Below are 18518 nucleotides of genomic sequence, written 5' to 3'. Positions count from 1 at the left end.
CGTACTGTATCGGAATTCGGACAAGACGCCCGCTGATGTCGAAGGGTTAATCGGCATCGCCGCACACGGACCCGTCGTCACAGATGACCCACGTCTCACGTCTCACTCGCGCACGCATCGCAGGGCAACCAACCGCTCGGACCCGGAGGGCCGAGTAATGTCAGGGGGTGACCTCTCCGCGGGCGAACTCACCCTTCCGGTAAAGCGAACCGAGGGCGACACGCTGGAGGACCGTCTCACCGGCAACGCCTACCACAACATCCTCCCCGCCCGGTACCTCCGCAAGGACGCCGACGGTGACCTGATCGAAGAACAGGAGGACCTCTTCGAGCGGGTCGCAAAGAACATCGCGCTGGCCGAGGCGGTCTTCGAGGCCGACAAACGCGGCCACGAGATCACGGTCACGCCCGACCAGCTCAAGCCCGACCACCCCCGCCGGGACGAACTGGCCGCCGAGGTGTTCGGCGCCGGCGTCACCGCCGACGACGACGCCGAGACGACTCTCTCGATATACAACGTCAACAAGTTCGCCTACGAGACGCTGGTCCCCGAACTGCCCGACGAGGTCCGCGAACACGTCGAAGAGAAGGCCGCCGAGTTCCAGGCGCAGATGGAGAACCTCTCCTTCATGCCGAACTCGCCGACGCTGATGAACGCCGGCGACGAACTCCAGCAGCTGTCGGCCTGCTTCGTCGACTCCCCCGAGGACGACATCGACGACATCCACCAGACCGCGAAGGAGGCCGCCCAGGTCTTCCAGAGCGGCGGCGGCATGGGCTATGCCTTCTGGCGGCTGCGTCCGTACGGCGACGCCGTCGGCTCGACCGGTGGCATCGCGTCGGGCCCCATCACCTTTATGCGGACCTACGATCAGATGTGCTTCCCGCCGGAAACCAGAGTGCTGACGCCGAGCGGACAACGCCCCATTGAAGACCTCGAAGTCGGGGATGTTGTCGTCGACGAGAACGGTGACGAACAGCCCGTCACCGAGACGATGGAGCGGTCCGTAGACGAAGCACTCGTCGAGGTGACGCCTGAGCGGCTCAATCGGTCTATCCGCGCGACCGGCGAACATCCGTTCAAAGTAGTGCGGGGAGACGGCTTCGAGTGGGTCGACGCCGCGGATCTGCAGGAAGGCGACCTGCTCGTACTCGGACAGTCCGCCGAAACGAACGACCTCGAACTCAACCAGCGCGTCGCGCTTGATGAGATTGCGAGCGGACCGCTCGTGTTCGCTGACGGCGGCGTGACCGTCAACCGGGACTACTACGGCGCCTCGAAGGGCGCGTCCCCCCAGGCATTCGCCGACGAGGTGTCCGTCGATGCCTTCGCAACGATGGCCGGCTGGTACCTGGCAGAGGGATGTGTCGTCTATCGGCGCGGGATGCCGAATGAGGTCACGTTCACCCTCAACAGCAATGAACGCGATGCGGCCGACGAAATCCAGCGTGCCCTTGAGGCGTTCGGGGTCGACACCCGAATTCAGCTCGTCGAGGAGCGCAACACCCTGCATGTCCACGCCGAACATTCGAGCTTCGCACAGTTCGTCGAGAGCCTGTTCGGAACTGGTGCCAGCGAAAAGCGAGTTCCCGACGTACTGTGGAACGCTCCGCCGGAGACGCAGGCACGCGTTCTGGAGGGGCTCTTTGCGGGGGACGGGCGACTGGAAAAGCGCGGCAAGAGCCAGCGGGCCAAACTGAAACTCGCCAACGAGAACGTCGTTGACTTCGCCTTCCAAGTTGGACTCCGCTGTGGAGTGCAGTTTTCGCGACACGACAGGGAACCGGACGACCGACAGCCGACCTACGAGGTCGCCGCAAGCGTCAGCACGGCACTCGGCACCCCCCTCGAACGTCTCTTTGATGACGTTCCCGCTGACTTTGCCCCCCGCGACCGATCGAAGCAGGCCAACGGACGGGAGGTCGTCGCCATCGATTCCGTCGACCGGGTCGACTACGAGGGCCCGGTCTACAACGCCGAGGTTGCGGACACCCACACCTATGTCGCCGAAGATGTGGTCGTCCATAACTGTGAGACCATCGCCCAGGGCGGCGCGAGACGGGGCGCCCAGATGGGCGTCATGCGGGTCTCTCACCCCGACGTCATCCAGTTCATCCACGCCAAGAACAAGGACGTCTCGCTGGCCGAGACGCTGCGGCTCAACGACCCCGACGACTTCACCCACAACTCCTTCTCCGAGGCGCTGGAGGAGGCCCGCGAACTCGTCGACGACGACGGCAAGGTCCCCGAGCACCTCCGGAACGCCGTCGAGGGCCACCTCTCGAACTTCAACATCTCCGTGGGCATCACCGACGGCTTCATGGAGGCGGTGAAAGCGGACGAGGAGTTCACGTTCACCAACCCCCGGACGGGCGAGGCCCACGTCGCCACCCCCGAGACGAAGGAACTGTACGATATGTTCGGTCTCGGCGAGCACGTCGAGGTGGGCGAGGAACTGTCCATCCCCGCCCGCGAACTGTGGGACGACATCGTCGAGGGCGCCCACGAGAACGGCGAACCCGGCGTCATCTATCTCGAACGAGTGAACAAGGAACACTCCTTCGACGTCGAGAAACACCCCGACCACCGAATCCTGGCGACGAACCCGTGTGTCACCGGCGACACGCTCGTTAGCACCGAGGACGGCCTCGTCCCGGCGGAGGAACTGTACGAGCAGGGCGTCGCCCGCGACGTCGTCGTGGACGGTCGCCTGAGCGAGGACACGCTCAAGGAGGCAAGCAGCGTCTTCAAGACCGGCGAGAAGGACGTCTACAAACTCGAAACCGAGGAGGGATACGAACTCCGTCTGACTGCCGACCACCGCGTGATGACCGACGACGGCTGGGTCGAAGCGGGGGACCTCGACGCCGGCGACACCGTCCACATCCAGAACCGGAAGGGCGAGTTCGGCCGGCACGGAAGCGCCGAGGAAGGGCGAGTACTCGGGTGGCTCGTCGGTGACGGCCACCTCAAGGAGGGCGAGGAGCGTGCCGTCCTGAACTTCTACGACGAGGACGCGGACGTCTCGGCGCAGTTCGCCGAGGACGTCAACGAGGTCGTCCGCGACCCACTCGGAAACGGCGATTACGAGGTCGGCGTCAACGAAATCAGCCGGAGCGACGAGTACCGGGGTGCCCAGGCGGTCGAACAGCGGATTCGGTCCGCTCGACTCTACGAGTACGCCGAGGAGGCCGGTCTCGTCGACGAGAAACTGCAGGTCCCCGACGCCGTCATGCGCGGAAGCGAGGAGATGGCCCGCGGGTTCCTGCAGGCGTTGTTCACCGCCGACGGGAGTGTTCAGGGAAGCAGTAGAAACGGACGCAGCATCAGACTTGCGAGTTCGGAGCTCGGTCTGCTCAAGGAGACACAGCAACTCCTCCTCAATTTTGGTATCGCGAGTCGCATCTACGAGAACCGTCGTCCTGCACAGACACGAGAACTCCCAGATGGGAACGGAGGAACGAAAGAGTACGAGACGAAGGCTCAACACGAACTGGCGATAACCAAAGACAATCAGCAACGATTTGCCGAGGAAATCGGGTTCCTTCGCGAGGACAAAGCCGAACAGCTTCGAGAGAACCTCGACTCGTATACGTACAGTCCACAGAACGAGGCATTCACTGCGACGGTCGAAGCTGTCACGCCTGATGGACACGAAAGCGTGTACGATCTGACCGAGCCGGAAACCCACTCGTTCGTCGCTAGCGGTCTTGTAACGCATAATTGCGGGGAACAACCGTTAGAAGAATATGAGGCCTGCAACCTCGGCCACATCAACCTCTCGACGCTCGCCGCGGAGGACTCCCCGGACTGGCGCGTCTGGCAGGAGGCCCACGGCGACGAGTACGACGACCTGGAGGCCGCCGTCTCCGCGTTCCTCGAGGAGGCGGTCGACTTCGAGGAGTTCGACCGCCGCATCGAACTCGGGACGCGGTTCCTCGAGAACGTCGTCACGATGTCGGACTTCCCCGTCCCCGAAATCGAAGAGAAGGTCCGGGAGATGCGGAAGATCGGCCTGGGCGTGATGGGGCTGGCACAGCTGTACATCCAGCTCGGCATCGAGTACGGCTCAGAGGAGGGCAACGAACTCGCTCGGCAGGTGATGCGGCACATCAACCACGGCTCGAAGTGGGCGAGCCACGAACTCGCCGAGGAGCGCGGCGCCTTCGGCGAGTGGGAGAAATCGAAGTACGCGAACCCGACGGAGTACCGCGAGTGGTTCGAAAAGCAGACCGGTCTCGACGCCGACGAGTGGGCCGACGGCTTCGCCATCCGCAACCACAACACCACCACCATCGCGCCGACGGGCACCACCTCGATGGTCGGCAACACCACCGGCGGCTGTGAGCCCATCTACAACGTCGCCTACTACAAGAACGTCTCCGACGACGTCCAGGGCGACGAGATGCTCGTGGAGTTCGACGACTACTTCCTCCGGGTACTGGAGGAGAACGGCCTCGACGTCGAGGCCGTCAAGGAGGAGGCCCAGGCGCAGATGGCCGAGAACCGCTTCGACGGCATCGACGGCCTCGAGACGGTGCCGGACGCCATCGGCGAACTGTTCGTGACGACGGGCGCCCTCTCGGCGAAGCAGCACGCCGGCGTCCAGGTCGCCTGCCAGGAGGGCGTCGACTCGGCCATCTCGAAGACGGTTAACGCGCCCAACGACTCCACCGTCGAGGACGCCAAGGACGTCTTCGAGTACATCTACGAGCACGGCGGCAAGGGCGTCACCTACTACCGCGACGGCACCCGCTCGAAGCAGGTGCTCACCACCCGCGCCCAGAACACGGAGTTCGCCGACATGGACGAGGCCGAGGCCGCCGAGGCCATCGTCGAGAACATCGAGGAGATATTCGGCGGCATCGACGGCTTCCTCGAGAGCGAGGAGGTCGAGGCCGCCCTCGAGACGGACGTCGAGGAACTCCTCGGGCTGGAGGTCGAGTTGGGCCGCAAGCAGCCCCGGCCGGACGTGTTGCACGGCGTCACCCAGCGCATCGACACCGGCTACGGGAAGCTCTACGTCAACATCAACGAGGACCCCGAGACGGGCCGACCGTTCGAACTGTTCGCCAACATCGGCAACTCCGGCGGCTTCACGGCCTCCTTCACGGAGGCGCTGGCCAAGACCATCTCGACGGCGCTGCGCTCGGGCGTCGACCCCGCCGAGATAGCCGACGAACTCCAGGGCATCCGGTCGCCGAAGGTCGCCTGGGACAAGGGCGAGCAGATCAACTCCATCCCGGACGCCATCGGCACCGCGATGCGCCGCTACCTCGACGGCGAGGTCGACAAGGCCTACCCCGACCAGGCCACGCTCGACCAGACCGCCCAGCAGGCCGACGACGGTGAACACGAAGAGCGGGAGGTCGCCTCCCGCGAGACCGACGGCGGCGAGACGTCGGCCGTCTCGCCCGGCGCCGAGGCCGGTGCGTCCCCGAACGACGACACCGGCGACACCCAGTCGCTCATCGACTCCGGGGAATCGCCCGAGTGCCCCGAGTGCTCCAGCATGACGCTGTACTACTCGGAGGGCTGCAAGACCTGCGAGTCCTGCGGCTGGTCGGAGTGCTGACGTAGCGGAACCGAGGCTTTTTGATGCGGTCGCCCCCCGGTGCGGTATGGACGAGACGGGCGGCCGGCCGTGCCCGCGATGTGAGGAACCGCTGTTCGAGCGGCACTGCAAGTACGTCTGCCCGAACCACGGCGTCGTCTACGACTGCGCCGACACCTTCTACTGAACCGGTCGCGCTCCCGCCGGCTATCGGGACGCTCGACGACCACCAGGGGAGTCGTCGGTAGCCGGAACGGCGGGATCGAGTCCGTCTCCGCCGTCGCTCAGACCTCGTCCAGTTCGCCGGCGACCCGGCGGTAGGCCGGTCCCGAGAGCGCCAGCAGGGCAGCGAGTGCGGCGGCCGTCACGACGAGGAGGGGGTCGGCGGCGGTGCCGGCAGCCGTCAACTCGCCGGCGGAGGCGCCGAGCAGGACGCCGGCGACGACCCAGGGAGCCTCGCCGAGGGCGGTGCCGGCGACGTAGGGGCGAAGCGGAACCTCGGCGAGACCGGCGGCGTACGAGACGGGGTCGGTCGGCAGCGGCGCCAGGCGGACGGCGACGACGCCGCGGAGGTCGCCGGTCGTCCGGCGGACGACGCCGCCGGCGTCGCCGACGCGGGCCAGCAGTCCGGCGTCGTGGCCGAGGTACCGTGCCGTCCCGTAGGCCGGCAGGGCCGTCACGACGGCGCCGGCCAGCGCGACGGGAACGGCGACCGGCCCGAGGACGTACCCGAGCAGTATCGAGAGGGCGCTGATGGGCCACGCCAACAGCGGCCGGACGAGGTAGACACAGAGGAGGACGGCGGCGAACAGCGCCGGCCGTTCGGCGAGCCGCTCGGCGTGGGCGAAGAGCGCCTCCGGGGAGGCCGTCAGGGCGGCGACGCCGGCGACCGCGAGGACGACCGCGATTCCGGCGAGCTGTCGGAGCGACGCGCGCTTCACGGTCGGGAATGTCCCTCGGGTGGCAAACGCCTTGTGGTCCCACGGGTGCGGGTCGCGTGCCGTCCCGCCCGGTGGCTTTTAGCTCGGGTGCGCCGAGTCCCGCGTGTGGACCGCGAGACCGATCCCGTCGAGTTGGGCGTGCAACTGCTGGCCCGCCTCGAGGACGGCGAACTCCCGCTGCCCGCGGTCATCGACCGCATCGAGACGATCACGACCCACCCGGAGACGACGCGGGCCATCCTGGAGGAAGCCGAGAAGCGCGGCCACATCGTCCGCGACGGCGAGACTGTAAAGCCCGCCGGCGGCCGGTTTCTCAGTTTCGAGAGCGAGGTCGTCTCCAGGGACGGCGACTTCGAGTGCCGGCGCTGCGGGGCCGCCATCTCGACGGGCTACTTCATGAAACTGGAGGCCGGCGAACACGGCCCGTTCGGCTCCTCGTGCATCCGGAAGGTGACCGGCCGGGAGTGAGCCGTCCTCTCGTACGCCGGTCCCGTGGGGTCCCCGAAAGCTGTTTGTCCGTCGCCCGAGTGGGCCCGTCCATGAACGCCGCCCTCCGAACGGTCGAGTCCTACCTCCGGGCCACGATTGACGTCGGACTCGTACTCCTCGTGCTCGCGGCGGTCTGGTACCCGACGCTCGCGCTCGGCAACGAACTCGTCGGCGCGCCGCTGGAGCCGTCGACGCTGCGTCTCCTCGTCGGCGTGGCCGCGCTCGGCAGCACCTACGCCGTCTTCGCCGGCGAACGCTCGCTCGGCGCCCTCGGGGAGTTCGTCTTCGCGCTGGCGGCGGCACTGATCGGGTGGGGACTCCTCGGCGCGGTGCTGGTCGTCGCGTCCGGACTCGAACTCTCGGGCGCCGACCCCCGCCCGCAGGCGTTGCTGTGGCTGGTCGCCAACGTCACCGCGCTCGTGGTCGTCCGGACATCGTCGCCGCTCTTCGAGTGACGCCCGGCGTCACCGCCCGCGACGGAGCTCCTCGACGAGCTGCTCGATGGCGGCTTTCTGCTCTTCGAGCAGTTCGTTCTGCCGTTCCAGTTGCGCCTCGAGGTCGTCGACCCGGTCCGCGAGGCGAGCCACCGCCGGGTCCGCGTCGCCGGCGTCGTCGCCGGTCGCTTCGGCGGTCGACCCCGCTTCGGATGTCCCGGCCTCGGCGCTCGTGTCGCGGCCGGTCCCGCCGCGGGGACCGGTGACGTCCTGGTCGGCCGGCGGCGACCAGTCGGTTCCCGAGAGGGCGTCCGAGTCGGTCGATTCGGCAGCGGGTTCGGTGACGCCCGGGTCGGGGTCCGGTTCCGTCCCCGACTCCGTCTCGTCGCCCTCGACGTCGACGGCGTCCCGGAGGCCGCCCAGCGAGGAGACGCCGTGGTAGTCGAAGACGGCGCTCTGGACTTCCCGGCGGACGCGTCCGGCCTGCTCGTTCGGCACCTTCACCCGGTGCTGGCGGCCCCCGACGCCGAGGACGACCTGCGTGGCGACGCTGCCCTCCTCGAAAGCGAGGTCGGTGAGGCTCTCGTAGTCGAACATCTCGAAGTCCTCGTTCCACACCGAGGGGCCGACGTGCTTGAACAGTGTCGTGTCGGTGACGACGAGCGTGAGGTCGCTGAACCGGAACTGCGCCTCGACGGTCTCGTCGGGGTCGACGACGCCGGTGGTCCGGAGGATCCCCTCCAGCACCGCCTCGACGACGGCGTCGGCGACCTTGGCGGGGACGGTGAAGCTCCGCTCGCCGTCGATGGACTCGAGTGTCAGAGAGCACTTCCGGCGGCCCGTCTCGACGGCGAGCCGCGTCACGTCGTGGTGGAACGACTCGACGCTCTCGTCGGAGAGCAGCCCCTCCGAACGGTAGAGGTGGGTCCGGGCAGGCGTGACGACGAGCGCGTCGCCGCCGCCGATGTCGACGGTTCCGATGACCGGGTCGTCGCCGGCCGCCTCGCGGAGCCGGTCCGGGAGTTCGTCCATGCGTGTGCTGTGCCCGCAGTCTGACATAAAATAGGGTGGTCGTGCGGTTCGGTAGCGGGCCGTATCGAGGGAGGGAGATAGGAACCTTGAAGGGTGCGAGCGGGCAACCGACAGGTGAGCCCGGGTGGCTTAGCTGGACATAGCGCCGCACTCATAGGGTCACGAGGCGGCACCCGCGATGTCCCGAGGCCTCGCCTACGCCTCGTTCCTGGGACATGCGGAGATCGAGGGTTCGGAGCCCTCCCCGGGCACTCAGATTTCTGCACGAAGAGCGACGCCACGAGCGAGGCGTCCGGAATCAACACGGCCGTCGTGGTCCCGAATCGGGCGAGTCCCGCGCGGCCATGGTCGCCCGGTCCTTTCGAGCATTTCGGACCGGACGCGGGAGGAACCCACCCGCGACGCCCGTCGGCGGCCGGAACACACATTGGTGACACCCGAGTACACGGTCGGGAATGCGGATACGTCCCCATCTCTCACAGCACGAGGCTGCCGAGGCGCTGCCCCTCGTCACCGACGCCGCCGTCGTGACGGACGTTTCGGCGATGGACAAAAACCGGACCGACGAGGTACTCCGCGAACTCCGCGCGACGCTGGACGCCCACGGGACCGACGACTGGCGCCGCGACCGGCCCGCAACCGACGCGGCGTGCGAGGACTTCCTGGCCGACCGCCTCGATGCCGTCGATCACGTCGCGGGCGACGCGCCGCTCGCCGACTACCTCCCGGCCGACGACCGGGAGGCTGCAGTCGGGGAGAAGGTCGCCGCGCTCCAGGGACGGTACCTCCAGCCGTACCCCTCGCTTCTGGGCATCACCGTCGAGACGGACGACCCGGTCGAGTTCGCCGCCGGCCAGTACCTCGCGGTCCGCTTTCGGGACACGCCGCGCGTGTACTCCGTCGCGTCCTCGCCGACCCGCGGGGAGATCGAGTTCTGCGTCCGGCGGGTGCCCGGCGGCGAACTCACCTCGGACCTTGCGGTCCACCTCGAGGCGGGCGACACGGTGACGCTCCGCGGCCCGTACGGTGACCTGCTCCTCGAGGACCCCTCGTCCCGGGACCTGGTGTTCCTCGCCACCGGGACGGGCGTGGCGCCGTTCAGGAGCATGATAGAGTACCTCTTCGAGACCGGCCGCGACCGATTCGCGGGCCACGAGCGGGACGTCTGGTTGATACTGGGTGCCGGCTGGCGGGACCAGGTGCCCTACCACGGGGCGTTCCGGGCGCTGGCCGACGAGCGGGCGAACTTCCACTACGTGCCGACGCTGAGCCGCGAGTCGTACCTGTCCGACTGGGACGGCGAAACCGCCTACGTCCAGTACGTGCTGACGAAGTACCTGGACGAGACGGCCCTCGATTCGGCGTCGCTTCCCGGGGCGTTCGCGCGGTATCGGGAGTCCCCACCGCGCGGGTCGATTTCCCAGCGACTGCGGCCGGACGAGATGGAGGTGTACGCCTGCGGGCTGAACGCGATGGTCTCCAGTCTCGTCGACGCCGTCGAGACGCTCGGCGTGCCGCCCGAACACACGCAGTTCGAGGGGTTCGGGTGATAGCTGGACGGAGGCGGTCCGGCGACGGTCAGACGAGGAACTGCCAGTAGTACAGTTCCCAGACGACGACGAGCGCGACCAGCGCCAGGAGCGTGTAGTGAAGGCGGGTGCCGAGACCCCACTCGCGGTCCCGCCAGGCGAGTCCCGCGACCCCGACGACGCCGAGGGTCAGGAGGGCCGCGACCCAGGGGAGCGCCAGCGTGACGTCGAGGAGCGTCGACCCGCCGGCGAAGACGGCGTACGGGTCGCTCGAGACGCTCGCGAGTCCGGCGAGAAACGCCGCCAGGAGTCCGCCGAGGGCCGCGACGAGACCCCGTGCGGCCCAGGTGCGACGCGACCACGCCGTCATACCGGTCCGCCACCGATACGCCGCGAGCACCAGCCAGAGGAGCGCGGCCGAGAGCAGCAGGGCGAGACTCCCGAGCGCGACCGTGAGCGTCACGTCCGCCGTCTCCCACCACGCGACGCGGCCGAAGGCCGCCGCGGGGTTGCTCCCGAAGAACAGGTGCATCCCGCCCGGCCCGTCGTCGTCGAACACCATCGTGTCGTCGCCGCCGACCTCCCGGTAGACCATCGGCTCGACTTCGACCCACCGCGTCGACCCGATGCCGAACTGTTCGCCGGCAGGGAACGAGGTGACGAGGTCGCCCTCCGGCGTCGCCCGGACCGAAACCGTCTGGGCCAGTCCGGCGAACTTCCACCACGAGGTGTACGGAACGCGCGTCGAGCGGTACTCGCCCGTCAGGTCGGTGGCGCGCTCGGCAGCGCCCTCGGGCGTCTGCAGGGCGGGCGCCTCCGCGCCGGGGTAGTAGCGGTCGAGGAAGCTCTCGACGAACCGGGGACCGGCGACGGCGCCGCCGGGCGCGTTGTAGGAGACGAACAGGCCGACGTCGTGCTCGGGCAACAGGATCATCTGGGTGTGGAACAGTTCGGTCGCGCCGTCGTGGCCGAGAATCCGCTCGCCGTTCCGGTCCCGCTCGGCGAACCCGTAGGCCATCCCGTTGAGCCGGGGGTCGTGGCTGAACTGGCGACTGTGCATCGTCTCGACCGTGGAGGCGTTCAGGATGCGGCCCTCCGCAGTCGCCCCGTCCTGGAGGTGGGCGTTCATGAAGCGGGCCATGTCCGTCGCGGTGGCGCCCATCGACCCCGCCGGCGGGATGCCGACGTACTCGAAGCGGCCGGCCTCGTAGGCGCCGTTCCGGTACCGGTAGCCGGTCGCCATGTCGTCCGCGAGGCGGTCCGGCGTGGGCTGGCGGAACGTCGAGCGCTCCATGCCGAGCGGCTCGAAGACGTTGGTCTCGACGTACTCGTCGTAGGCGGTGTCGGTCTCCTCGGCGACGACGTGGCCGGCGAGGGCAGCGCCCCAGTTGGAGTAGGCGGCGTAGGTACCCGGCGGCCGGACGCGGGCGGGCCGGGAGTCGGCCAGCGCCGCCTCGAGCGGCTGGAGGTCGGACTGCTCGTAGAGGAACAGCCCCTCGTAGGTGTCCTCGAAGCCGGCCGTGTGGGTGCCGAGGTGCCGGAGCGTGACCGGCTCCTCGTAGGTGGCGGGGACCGTCACCTCGGAGTCAGCCAGATACCGGTTCACGTCGGTGTCCAGGTCGAGTCGCCCGTCCTCGACGCCCTGCATCACGGCGGTGTAGGTGACGAGCTTCGAGACCGACCCGACGCGGAACAGCGTCCGGTTCGCCCGGACGGGCGTCCGCTCCTCGACGTCGGCGTAGCCGTAGCCCTTCGAGAAGAACAGCTCGCCGTCCTTCACGACGGCCACCGTGGCGCCCGGGATGCGGTGGCTCTCCATGTGGCTGGCCATCACGCCGTCGACGTACGATTCGAACTCGGCCGGGTCGGAGAGTTCGCGCGTCGGCGGCTCCCGGGCGGTCGCCGCGACCGGTGTGGCCGCCTGGACCACGACGAGGACGACGAGCAGGGCGACGAGCGCCGGCGCCCGCAGTTGGGAGGTCATACGCACCCCTAGATCGGCGACGACGTATATCGGGCCGCAGGTTCCCACGGGCTTGGAAGCCCGGGGACGGTCGAACCTCGGCGAGAGGGGCGCCTCCCGGTGCGGTCAGGCGTCGACCGCCGACCCGGCGGATTCGAGCGGTTCCTCGACGTCGAGAACGTCGGCGCTGAACTCCCAGAGGCGTCGCGCCGCCTCGGGGTCCCGGGCGGCGCTGGAGGGCGTCGTGGGTTGCCGGTTCGAGAAGTAGCGACCCGAGACGTCGGCAGTCCGGGGCGAGACGGCCGCGAACAGCAGCTCCGCGGCGCCGTCGGCGACGGTGGTGACGCCGGGCACCGCCTCCAGCACCTGCACGAGTCGGGGGAGCGGGCCGGGAAGGAACCGGCTGAACCCGCTGCCCGGAATCGCGCCGGGGTGGAGACTGTTGGAGGTGACGTCGCGGTCGGCGGCATCGAGTCGCCGCGCCAGTTCCGACGCGAAGAGGACGTTTGCCAGTTTCGAGCGGGCGTACGCGCGGGTCGCCGAGTAGTCGTCGACGTCACGGACGCCCTCGAGGTCCAGCGACGCCCCCTGGTGGGCCCCCGACGCGGTGGTGACGACCCGGGCACCCGCCCGGAGGTGGTCCAGCAGGTCGGCCGTCAGCAGGTACGGTGAGAGGTGGTTGACGTGGAAGGTGTACTCGACGCCGAGGTCGGTCAGCCTACCCTCCCGGAAGAACCCGCCGGCGTTGTTGACGAGGAGGTCCAGCCCGTCGGTCTCGGCCCGGACGCCCGCCGCGAGGTCACGGACCGCTCCGACGTCGGCGAAGTCCGCCGCGATGAACGTTCCGTCGACGCCGATCCCTTCGAGTTCGTCGACGACGGCGTCGCCGGCCGCCGGGTCCCGCCCGTGGACGACGACGTCGGCCCCGAGCTGACCCAGCGCGAGCGCGGCCGCCCGGCCGATGCCGCTGGTCGACCCGGTGACGAGTGCCTGTTTGCCGCGACAGTCCACGTCCGCGACGCCCGCCAGCGCCTCCGGGGACTCGCTCATTGTCGGTCGGAGGGCCCCCACGAACAAAACGGCCACTGTCCCGGACGTTCTGGGACGCGACCGAACCGGGAGCTACGGCGTCTCGACGGCGCCCGAGAGGATACAGTCACGGTCCCGTCCCGGCACGAGGAGGTGAACGCCACGGGTTCGCCCGCCGTGCCGCATCGGGTGGTCCCTGTCGGCGTTCTCACGGTGTGAAGCTACTGTCAGGGAGTTACGACGACACGGGTCGTAGTGAGCGTATGAACGACGGCGTCAGTGCCTTTCATCAGGCCGCAATCATGGGTTTTACCGGGCTGGTCGTGGCGCTCGTTTTGCTGGTCCTGTTCTTCGTGTTCGCCGGCCTCTGAGGGGAGTCGACTGCGGCCGCGGTGTGACCCGTCTACGGGACGGACTCGGGTCGGCGCTGCGGTAGCCGAGAACGGCGCGAGGGCGCCGACACGCTCTTTGTGGCGGCCGACCGAGTCGGACCGTGGAATCCGACGACCCGACCGTCGTTCGCTCGCTCGTGGTGACCGACGACGACGTGGTGGCGGCTCTGGAGGCGAACCGTCGGCGGTCGGCGGGAGCCGTCCTCCGCGTGACGCCGCCGTTCAGCGGCCGGATGCGCGCTCGACTCCACCGCTCGGGTACGGCGTCGGACTACGGGAGTCCCGAACCGCTGCACGTCCCGCCGGAGCGGTTCGTGACCTCGCCGCCGCCGGTCCCGACGCCCGACGGAACCGAGGACGAAATCCGGGCCGACCCGACCGTCGAGTACGACGCCGAGACCCATCGTCGGCGCCACGAGACCGCACTCGAGGAGTGGCGGGCGTCGGTGCGGGACTCCTTCGTCGACCGAACGACCGTGGAGACGCCGGCCGGTCCCCACGGGGTCGACGTCTCGGTGCTGGAGTGATCTTCGCCCCGGGTCTCGTCTCACGGACTGACGTTCGCCGATAAAACGTTTCAGTATATTTTGACCGGTAATAAAACGTTCCGACCGACGTTATAGGCAGCGTAAAATAGGTGAAACGAACTGAATACTCGGCCCGTTATTAGTGGATGCCGGCGGACGTGAAACCAAGGATGAGCACCTCCACGTCCCGAGGGAGCGTTCCGACGTCGAGTGGACTGTCGACGGTGCTGTGGCCCGTCAGAGCCGCAGCGTTCTGGGCCGCCATCGTGTTGCCGTTCCTCTCTGTGGCGCTGGTTTCGATGGGGTTCGTCACGGATTCGCCGACGCTCGGGTCGCTGCTGGCCGCGAACGTCGCCGCACTCGTCGTCGGGCACGGCTACGGACGGTAGCGCCCCGACCCGTACAGCCATACGTCGGGCCGCCCTACGCCGGCGTATGGATTCGGTCCACCTCGGCTCGACGGGCCTGCGCGTCTCCGAGATAGCCCTCGGGACCTGGCGGTTCGGCCGCGAGGACGCCACTGGAACCCCGGAAATCGACGAGCAACGGGCGTTCGAACTGCTGGACACCTACGCCGACAGCGGGGGGCGCTTCATCGACACCGCCGACATGTACGGCGACGGTCTCGCCGAGCAGTGGATCGGCGAGTGGCTCGACACCCGCGACCGCGAGGAGTTCGTCGTCGCCTCGAAGGTCTACTGGCCGACCCGCGAGGACGCCAACGGCCGGGGGCTGGGCCGCAAGCACCTGCGGTGGTCCCTGGACGGCATCCTCGACCGCCTCGGCACCGACTACGTCGACGTTCTCTACACCCACCGGTGGGACGACGACACGCCGGCCGAGGAGGTCATGCGGACGCTGGACGGCTTCGTCGAGGACGGCCGCGTCCACTACCTCGGTACCTCCACCTTCGAGCCGAACGCCTGGAAGGTCGCCCGCGCCAACGAGATCGCCGAGCGCCGCGGCTACGAACCGTTCACCGTCGTCCAGCCGCGGTACAACCTCGTCGACCGGGAAATCGCCGGCAACTACCTCGACATGTGCGACCACTACGGGCTGGGCGTCTGTCCGTGGTCGCCGCTGGCGGGCGGCTTCCTCACCGGCAAGTACGACCGCGAGCGGACGATTCCCGAGAACTCGCGGGCGGCCCGCAGCGACGAGTTCGCCGACCGCTACTTCACGGAGGCGAACTTCCGGGTACTGGACGCCCTGCGGGAGGTGGCCTCGGAGGTCGACGCCCCGCCCGTCGCCGTCGCCCTGGCGTGGCTCCGCGAGCAGGGAGCCGTCCCCATCGTCGGCGCCCGGACGCCGGCACAACTGGAGACGAATCTCGGGGCCGTCGACGTCGCGCTCACGGACAGTCAGTACCGGCGACTGACGGAAGCGGGCTAGCGCCGGGCCAGTTCCTCGCGGATGGCGCGCCGCTTGAGGAGGACGAACCCGACGACGATGACCAGAAAGCCGACCAGCGTCGGGAGGTCGATGACCTCGTCCAGAAAGAGAAAACCGCTGATGGCGGCGAAGACCGGCGCGACGTAGGAGACGAGGTTGATCTCGATGGGGCCGAGCCGGTCCAGCAAATCGAAGTAGATGAGGAAGCCCCCGGCGCTGGCGGCGAGGGCCAGATACGCCAGGGCGACCGTCTCGGTGGCCGGCGGCGCCCCGTCGACGGACTCGCCCAGCGCGACGCTGAGGGCGTGCATGAGGACGGCACCGCCGAGCATCGACCACGCCTCCATCGTCTCGATGGGCAGTGCCGTCTCGATCCGTTGGGTGAGGACGCTCCCGAGGGCGAAGGCGACGGCGGCGCCGAACACCAGCGCCTCGAACCGGGAGCCGACGAGGTTCGCCGGGTCCGGGCGGGCGAGGACGGCGACCCCGAGCAGGCCGAGCGCCATCCCGACCAGTCCGACCGCCGTCAGCCGCTCGTCGGGGAGAAAGGCCCGCGCGAAGGCGGTCGTCAGCACGGGCGACAGCGAGATAATGACGGCCGCGGCCGCGCTCGTGGTGCCGCGCTCGCCGACGAACAAGAGCGCGTGATAGCCCGCGATGAGGAATACGGCGCCGACGGCGACGAGCAGCCACTCCTCGCGGCCGCGCGGCCGCCAGCGGTCGGTCGCCCACGCGCCGTAGCCGAGCATGACGACGCCGGCGACGTCGAACCGGGCCGCCGCGAAGAGGACGGGCGCCTCGTAGAAGTACGCCGGCGAATCGGGCGTGCCCAGGCCGGCCTTGATGGCCATGAACGCCGACCCCCACACCGCCGCCAGCACGCAGAACAGCAGGGTGTTCCGGTAGCGCACGTCGGAACGGGGACTGGCGGGCGCCTCAACCTTTCGAAAGCGGTCCCGTCGGGTGGCCGACGGGTCAGCCGTGCCACACGAGAACGAAGAGGACGGCCAGAAGGACGATGCCGACGGCGCCCAGCGCCGGCGAGTCGGTCTCGACGGCGACGACCAGCGCAGTCAGCGGGACGAGGGCGGCGACGGCGAGGCCCGAGAGCGTGATGAGACGGGTGACTCGGCGCCGGCGCTCGTCCGGTTCCATCAGGCGTTCCGTTCGTCCCTGAGCGCCCGGAGCAGGTCCTGCCGGGCGACGATTCCCAGAAGCGCCCTGGCCTCGTCGACGACCGGCAGTCGGTTTATGTCCCGTTCGTCGTCCGCCAAAAGCGACAGCATCTCGTCGATGTCTGCCTTCGGGCCGACCGTCACCACGTCGGTCGTCATCACCGCCTCGATGGGTCGGCCGGCGTTGCGGGCCAGATCGAGTCCGACGTCGAATTCGTCCCACGAGAGGTCGATGGCGTAGGTAAGCGACTCCAGGAAGGGCGGGAAACCGACCGGAATCCACAGCGTCCGGTCGGAGGGCTGAAACAGGTCGACCAGGTCCCCCTGCGTGACGATACCGACCACGAGGCCGTCCTCGGTCACGGGAAAGCCGTTGAAGTCGGCGCGGGCCAGCCGCGTGAGCACCTCGCTGACGTCGTCGTCCGGCGAGACCGTCTCCACGTCGCGGGTCATGATGTCCCTGGCGGTTACCATACCGGGCGCTTGGCCGCGGGCACCCGTAGGCGTTCGGGTCTCCGGCCGGCCCGTGGCCGCACCCGACGCGCGTCCGACGTTCCGCCCGTGGATTTATATATCGCGGCTGCCGAACGTCACGTATGGCCGCCTACCGTCGGCCGGTCTTGCGGAACCTGTTCGACGATTCACCCACCCCCCACATCGCGCATCCGCCGCGCACCCACCGCCGCGATTTCTACGTCGCGACCGACGGTTCCTACCGCGACGACGACCGCGGCGGCCTGGGGGTCGTCATCCAGACCCGCGGCGGCGAACGCGTCGCCCGCCTGTCGGTGCCGCACTCGGCGCCGGACAACAACGTCGCCGAGTACCGGGCACTGCACCTCGGACTGGACGTGCTGGCGGCGCGTGCGCCGGACGGTGCCCGGGTCGGGGTCTGCATCGACCACGACGACCTCGCGGCGAACGTCAACCGCGCGATGCTGGCCACGCAGGCCCCCGACACGCGGCCGCCGCACCCCTACGACATCCCCCGGGGGACCGCCCGCCACTGGCGGGGCATCCGCGCCCGCGTCGCCGGCTTCGGCGAACTGCGCGCTGCCCGCATCGACAGCGGCGACAACCCCGCCCACCCGCTCGCCAACACGCCCGACCAGTACGCCCACGTCAACCGTGAACCCGACCGGTGTGTGCTGCCCCGCGACGAACGCTGGCGGGCGCCCGACGACGACCGGTACCCGCCGCCCTCCCGGGCCGAACGCGACCGCACCAGCGGCCTGGCCGGCAGCGAACCCGCCTCCGATTAACAACCACTTTTTACACGACCCCCTCGCTACGCGAGGGGGCCGGCAAAAACGTGGGGAAAATATGCGCGCGTGCTCCTTTCGCTCGCTTCGCTCGCTCCAGTCCGCGCGCGCTACGGCGCCTCCCTGCGGTCGGCGCCGCGAACCGCCTCGGGGGCCTTCTCCGAAGGCCCCGCTCGGCGGATGCTGGTCCCCGTGGTTCAGGTAAATTCGTTTCAGTTTACAAAGAGTGAATCAGCCGCTCGATTCGCAGGCCGGCTCTCCTATCCGTTCCAGCCCGACTCCGAGCGAAGAAACCACAGCACTAACCACCGCTACTCCGTCCGCTCGTAGGTCATCCTGACCATCTCCTCGCGGCCGCCCTCGGGGACCGCCATCTCCCGCTCGAACCGCTCGAAGCCGACCGACTCGTAGAAGGGAACGAGCCCCTCCCGACACAGCAGCGAGACGCCGGGGGTCCCCCGGAGGTCGGGGTGGTCGACGACGGCGCTCATCAACTCGGCACCGAGGTCCTCCCCGCGGCGATCCGCGGCGACGATCACGTCGAAGACCGTCGCGTAGTAGACGTAGTCCGTGAGGACCCGCGCGGCGGCGACGAGATTGCCCTCGGCCTCGACGCCGACGGCCACCTCCGTTCCGTCCAGCGCCGCGCGGACGTCGGCCTCGCTCCGGTCGCTCCACCACTCGTAGTCGGCGTACAGCTCCGTCAATGCCGCGGCGTCGTCGGGCGAGAGGTCCCTGACGGTCGTCACGGTTCGTCCTGCGAGCGGCGACGTCAAAACCGTTTCCGGGGCGCGTTCCC

17 protein-coding genes, 1 tRNA gene and 2 pseudogenes are annotated in these 18518 nt (G+C 68.9%); 12 read left to right on the top strand and 8 right to left on the bottom strand.

Annotated features, from left to right (window positions below):
- Positions 1 to 157: 157 nt before the first annotated feature.
- From NLF94_RS21000 to NLF94_RS20990, 4 genes and pseudogenes are all read left to right on the top strand, one after another.
- Positions 158 to 880, top strand: a pseudogene (locus NLF94_RS21000) (ribonucleotide reductase barrel domain-containing protein); the annotation flags it as partial.
- Positions 857 to 2017 (top strand): annotated as a pseudogene (locus NLF94_RS20995) (LAGLIDADG family homing endonuclease); the annotation flags it as partial. The pseudogenes NLF94_RS21000 and NLF94_RS20995, both read left to right, overlap by 24 nt.
- Positions 2018 to 2071: 54 nt before the next feature.
- Complete coding sequence (locus NLF94_RS12790; RefSeq protein ID WP_434085398.1) at positions 2072 to 5575, top strand: ribonucleotide reductase barrel domain-containing protein; 3504 nt, start codon at positions 2072 to 2074, stop codon at positions 5573 to 5575.
- Positions 5576 to 5621: 46 nt separating this feature from the next.
- Entirely contained in the window at positions 5622 to 5741 is a 120-nt protein-coding gene (locus NLF94_RS20990) for an HVO_2523 family zinc finger protein (RefSeq protein WP_350355826.1), read from the top strand.
- 97 nt (positions 5742 to 5838) lie between these two features.
- Here the strand turns inward: NLF94_RS20990 and NLF94_RS12785 are convergent, their stop codons facing one another.
- A complete protein-coding gene (locus NLF94_RS12785) occupies positions 5839 to 6495 on the bottom strand; it encodes a TVP38/TMEM64 family protein (protein ID WP_254838013.1) in 657 nt (218 codons plus the stop codon).
- Positions 6496 to 6600: 105 nt separating this feature from the next.
- On the opposite strand from NLF94_RS12785, the gene NLF94_RS12780 reads away from it, so the two are divergent.
- Together NLF94_RS12780 and NLF94_RS12775 are read left to right on the top strand one after the other, a co-directional pair.
- A complete protein-coding gene (locus tag NLF94_RS12780; RefSeq protein WP_254838012.1) occupies positions 6601 to 6963 on the top strand; it encodes a DUF5830 family protein in 363 nt (120 codons plus the stop codon).
- A 71-nt stretch (positions 6964 to 7034) separates the two neighbouring features.
- On the top strand, positions 7035 to 7439 hold the full coding sequence (locus NLF94_RS12775) for a hypothetical protein (RefSeq protein ID WP_254838011.1): 405 nt from the start codon (positions 7035 to 7037) through the stop codon (positions 7437 to 7439).
- A 9-nt stretch (positions 7440 to 7448) separates the two neighbouring features.
- Here NLF94_RS12775 and NLF94_RS12770 read toward each other — a convergent pair whose 3' ends face one another.
- Positions 7449 to 8450 (bottom strand): DUF7115 domain-containing protein, encoded by a 1002-nt coding sequence (locus NLF94_RS12770; RefSeq protein WP_254838010.1) that lies wholly within the window; start codon positions 8448 to 8450, stop codon positions 7449 to 7451.
- A gap of 118 nt (positions 8451 to 8568) precedes the next feature.
- On the opposite strand from NLF94_RS12770, the gene NLF94_RS12765 reads away from it, so the two are divergent.
- A tRNA-Met gene (locus NLF94_RS12765) sits at positions 8569 to 8701 on the top strand.
- Between the two features lie 204 nt (positions 8702 to 8905).
- Complete coding sequence (locus tag NLF94_RS12760) at positions 8906 to 10000, top strand: FAD-binding oxidoreductase (RefSeq protein WP_254838009.1); 1095 nt, start codon at positions 8906 to 8908, stop codon at positions 9998 to 10000.
- A 28-nt stretch (positions 10001 to 10028) separates the two neighbouring features.
- Here the strand turns inward: NLF94_RS12760 and NLF94_RS12755 are convergent, their stop codons facing one another.
- Positions 10029 to 11963 carry a serine hydrolase domain-containing protein gene (locus NLF94_RS12755; RefSeq protein ID WP_254838008.1) on the bottom strand — a complete coding sequence of 645 codons (1935 nt, stop codon included), beginning with the start codon at positions 11961 to 11963 and terminating at the stop codon, positions 10029 to 10031.
- A 105-nt stretch (positions 11964 to 12068) separates the two neighbouring features.
- Positions 12069 to 12992 carry an SDR family NAD(P)-dependent oxidoreductase gene (locus tag NLF94_RS12750; protein WP_254838007.1) on the bottom strand — a complete coding sequence of 308 codons (924 nt, stop codon included), beginning with the start codon at positions 12990 to 12992 and terminating at the stop codon, positions 12069 to 12071.
- Positions 12993 to 13464: 472 nt separating this feature from the next.
- Here NLF94_RS12750 and NLF94_RS12745 point away from each other — a divergent pair, with 472 nt between their 5' ends.
- The 3 genes from NLF94_RS12745 (at position 13465) to NLF94_RS12735 (ending at position 15282) form a co-directional block, all read left to right on the top strand.
- The gene (locus tag NLF94_RS12745; RefSeq protein ID WP_254838006.1) at positions 13465 to 13890 is read left to right on the top strand and encodes a DUF8009 family protein; all 426 of its coding nucleotides are present in this window, start codon (positions 13465 to 13467) and stop codon (positions 13888 to 13890) included.
- Between the two features lie 170 nt (positions 13891 to 14060).
- Positions 14061 to 14279, top strand: a complete 219-nt coding sequence (locus NLF94_RS12740) for a DUF8028 family protein (RefSeq protein WP_254838005.1) — start codon at positions 14061 to 14063, stop codon at positions 14277 to 14279.
- Between the two features lie 46 nt (positions 14280 to 14325).
- Positions 14326 to 15282 carry an aldo/keto reductase gene (locus NLF94_RS12735; protein ID WP_254838004.1) on the top strand — a complete coding sequence of 319 codons (957 nt, stop codon included), beginning with the start codon at positions 14326 to 14328 and terminating at the stop codon, positions 15280 to 15282.
- Here NLF94_RS12735 and NLF94_RS12730 read toward each other — a convergent pair.
- The 3 genes from NLF94_RS12730 to NLF94_RS12720 all read right to left on the bottom strand — a co-directional run bounded on the left by NLF94_RS12730 (position 15279) and on the right by NLF94_RS12720 (position 16931).
- Complete coding sequence (locus NLF94_RS12730; RefSeq protein WP_254838003.1) at positions 15279 to 16193, bottom strand: DMT family transporter; 915 nt, start codon at positions 16191 to 16193, stop codon at positions 15279 to 15281. The genes NLF94_RS12735 and NLF94_RS12730 overlap by 4 nt on opposite strands.
- 64 nt (positions 16194 to 16257) lie before the next feature.
- A complete protein-coding gene (locus tag NLF94_RS12725) occupies positions 16258 to 16437 on the bottom strand; it encodes a hypothetical protein (protein WP_254838002.1) in 180 nt (59 codons plus the stop codon).
- A complete protein-coding gene (locus tag NLF94_RS12720; protein WP_254838001.1) occupies positions 16437 to 16931 on the bottom strand; it encodes a CBS domain-containing protein in 495 nt (164 codons plus the stop codon). Before NLF94_RS12720 ends, NLF94_RS12725 begins: the two co-directional genes overlap by 1 nt.
- A gap of 122 nt (positions 16932 to 17053) precedes the next feature.
- Between NLF94_RS12720 and NLF94_RS12715 the strand changes: the two genes are divergently transcribed.
- Complete coding sequence (locus NLF94_RS12715; protein WP_254838000.1) at positions 17054 to 17719, top strand: ribonuclease H family protein; 666 nt, start codon at positions 17054 to 17056, stop codon at positions 17717 to 17719.
- Between the two features lie 311 nt (positions 17720 to 18030).
- On the opposite strand, the gene NLF94_RS12710 is transcribed toward NLF94_RS12715, so the two are convergent.
- A complete protein-coding gene (locus tag NLF94_RS12710) occupies positions 18031 to 18468 on the bottom strand; it encodes a GNAT family N-acetyltransferase (RefSeq protein ID WP_254837999.1) in 438 nt (145 codons plus the stop codon).
- Between the last annotated feature and the right edge of the window lie 50 nt (positions 18469 to 18518).

This window comes from Natronomonas marina, assembly GCF_024298905.1.
Taxonomy (GTDB): domain Archaea; phylum Halobacteriota; class Halobacteria; order Halobacteriales; family Haloarculaceae; genus Natronomonas; species Natronomonas marina.
This window is presented reverse-complemented; position numbering and strand designations above follow the sequence as displayed.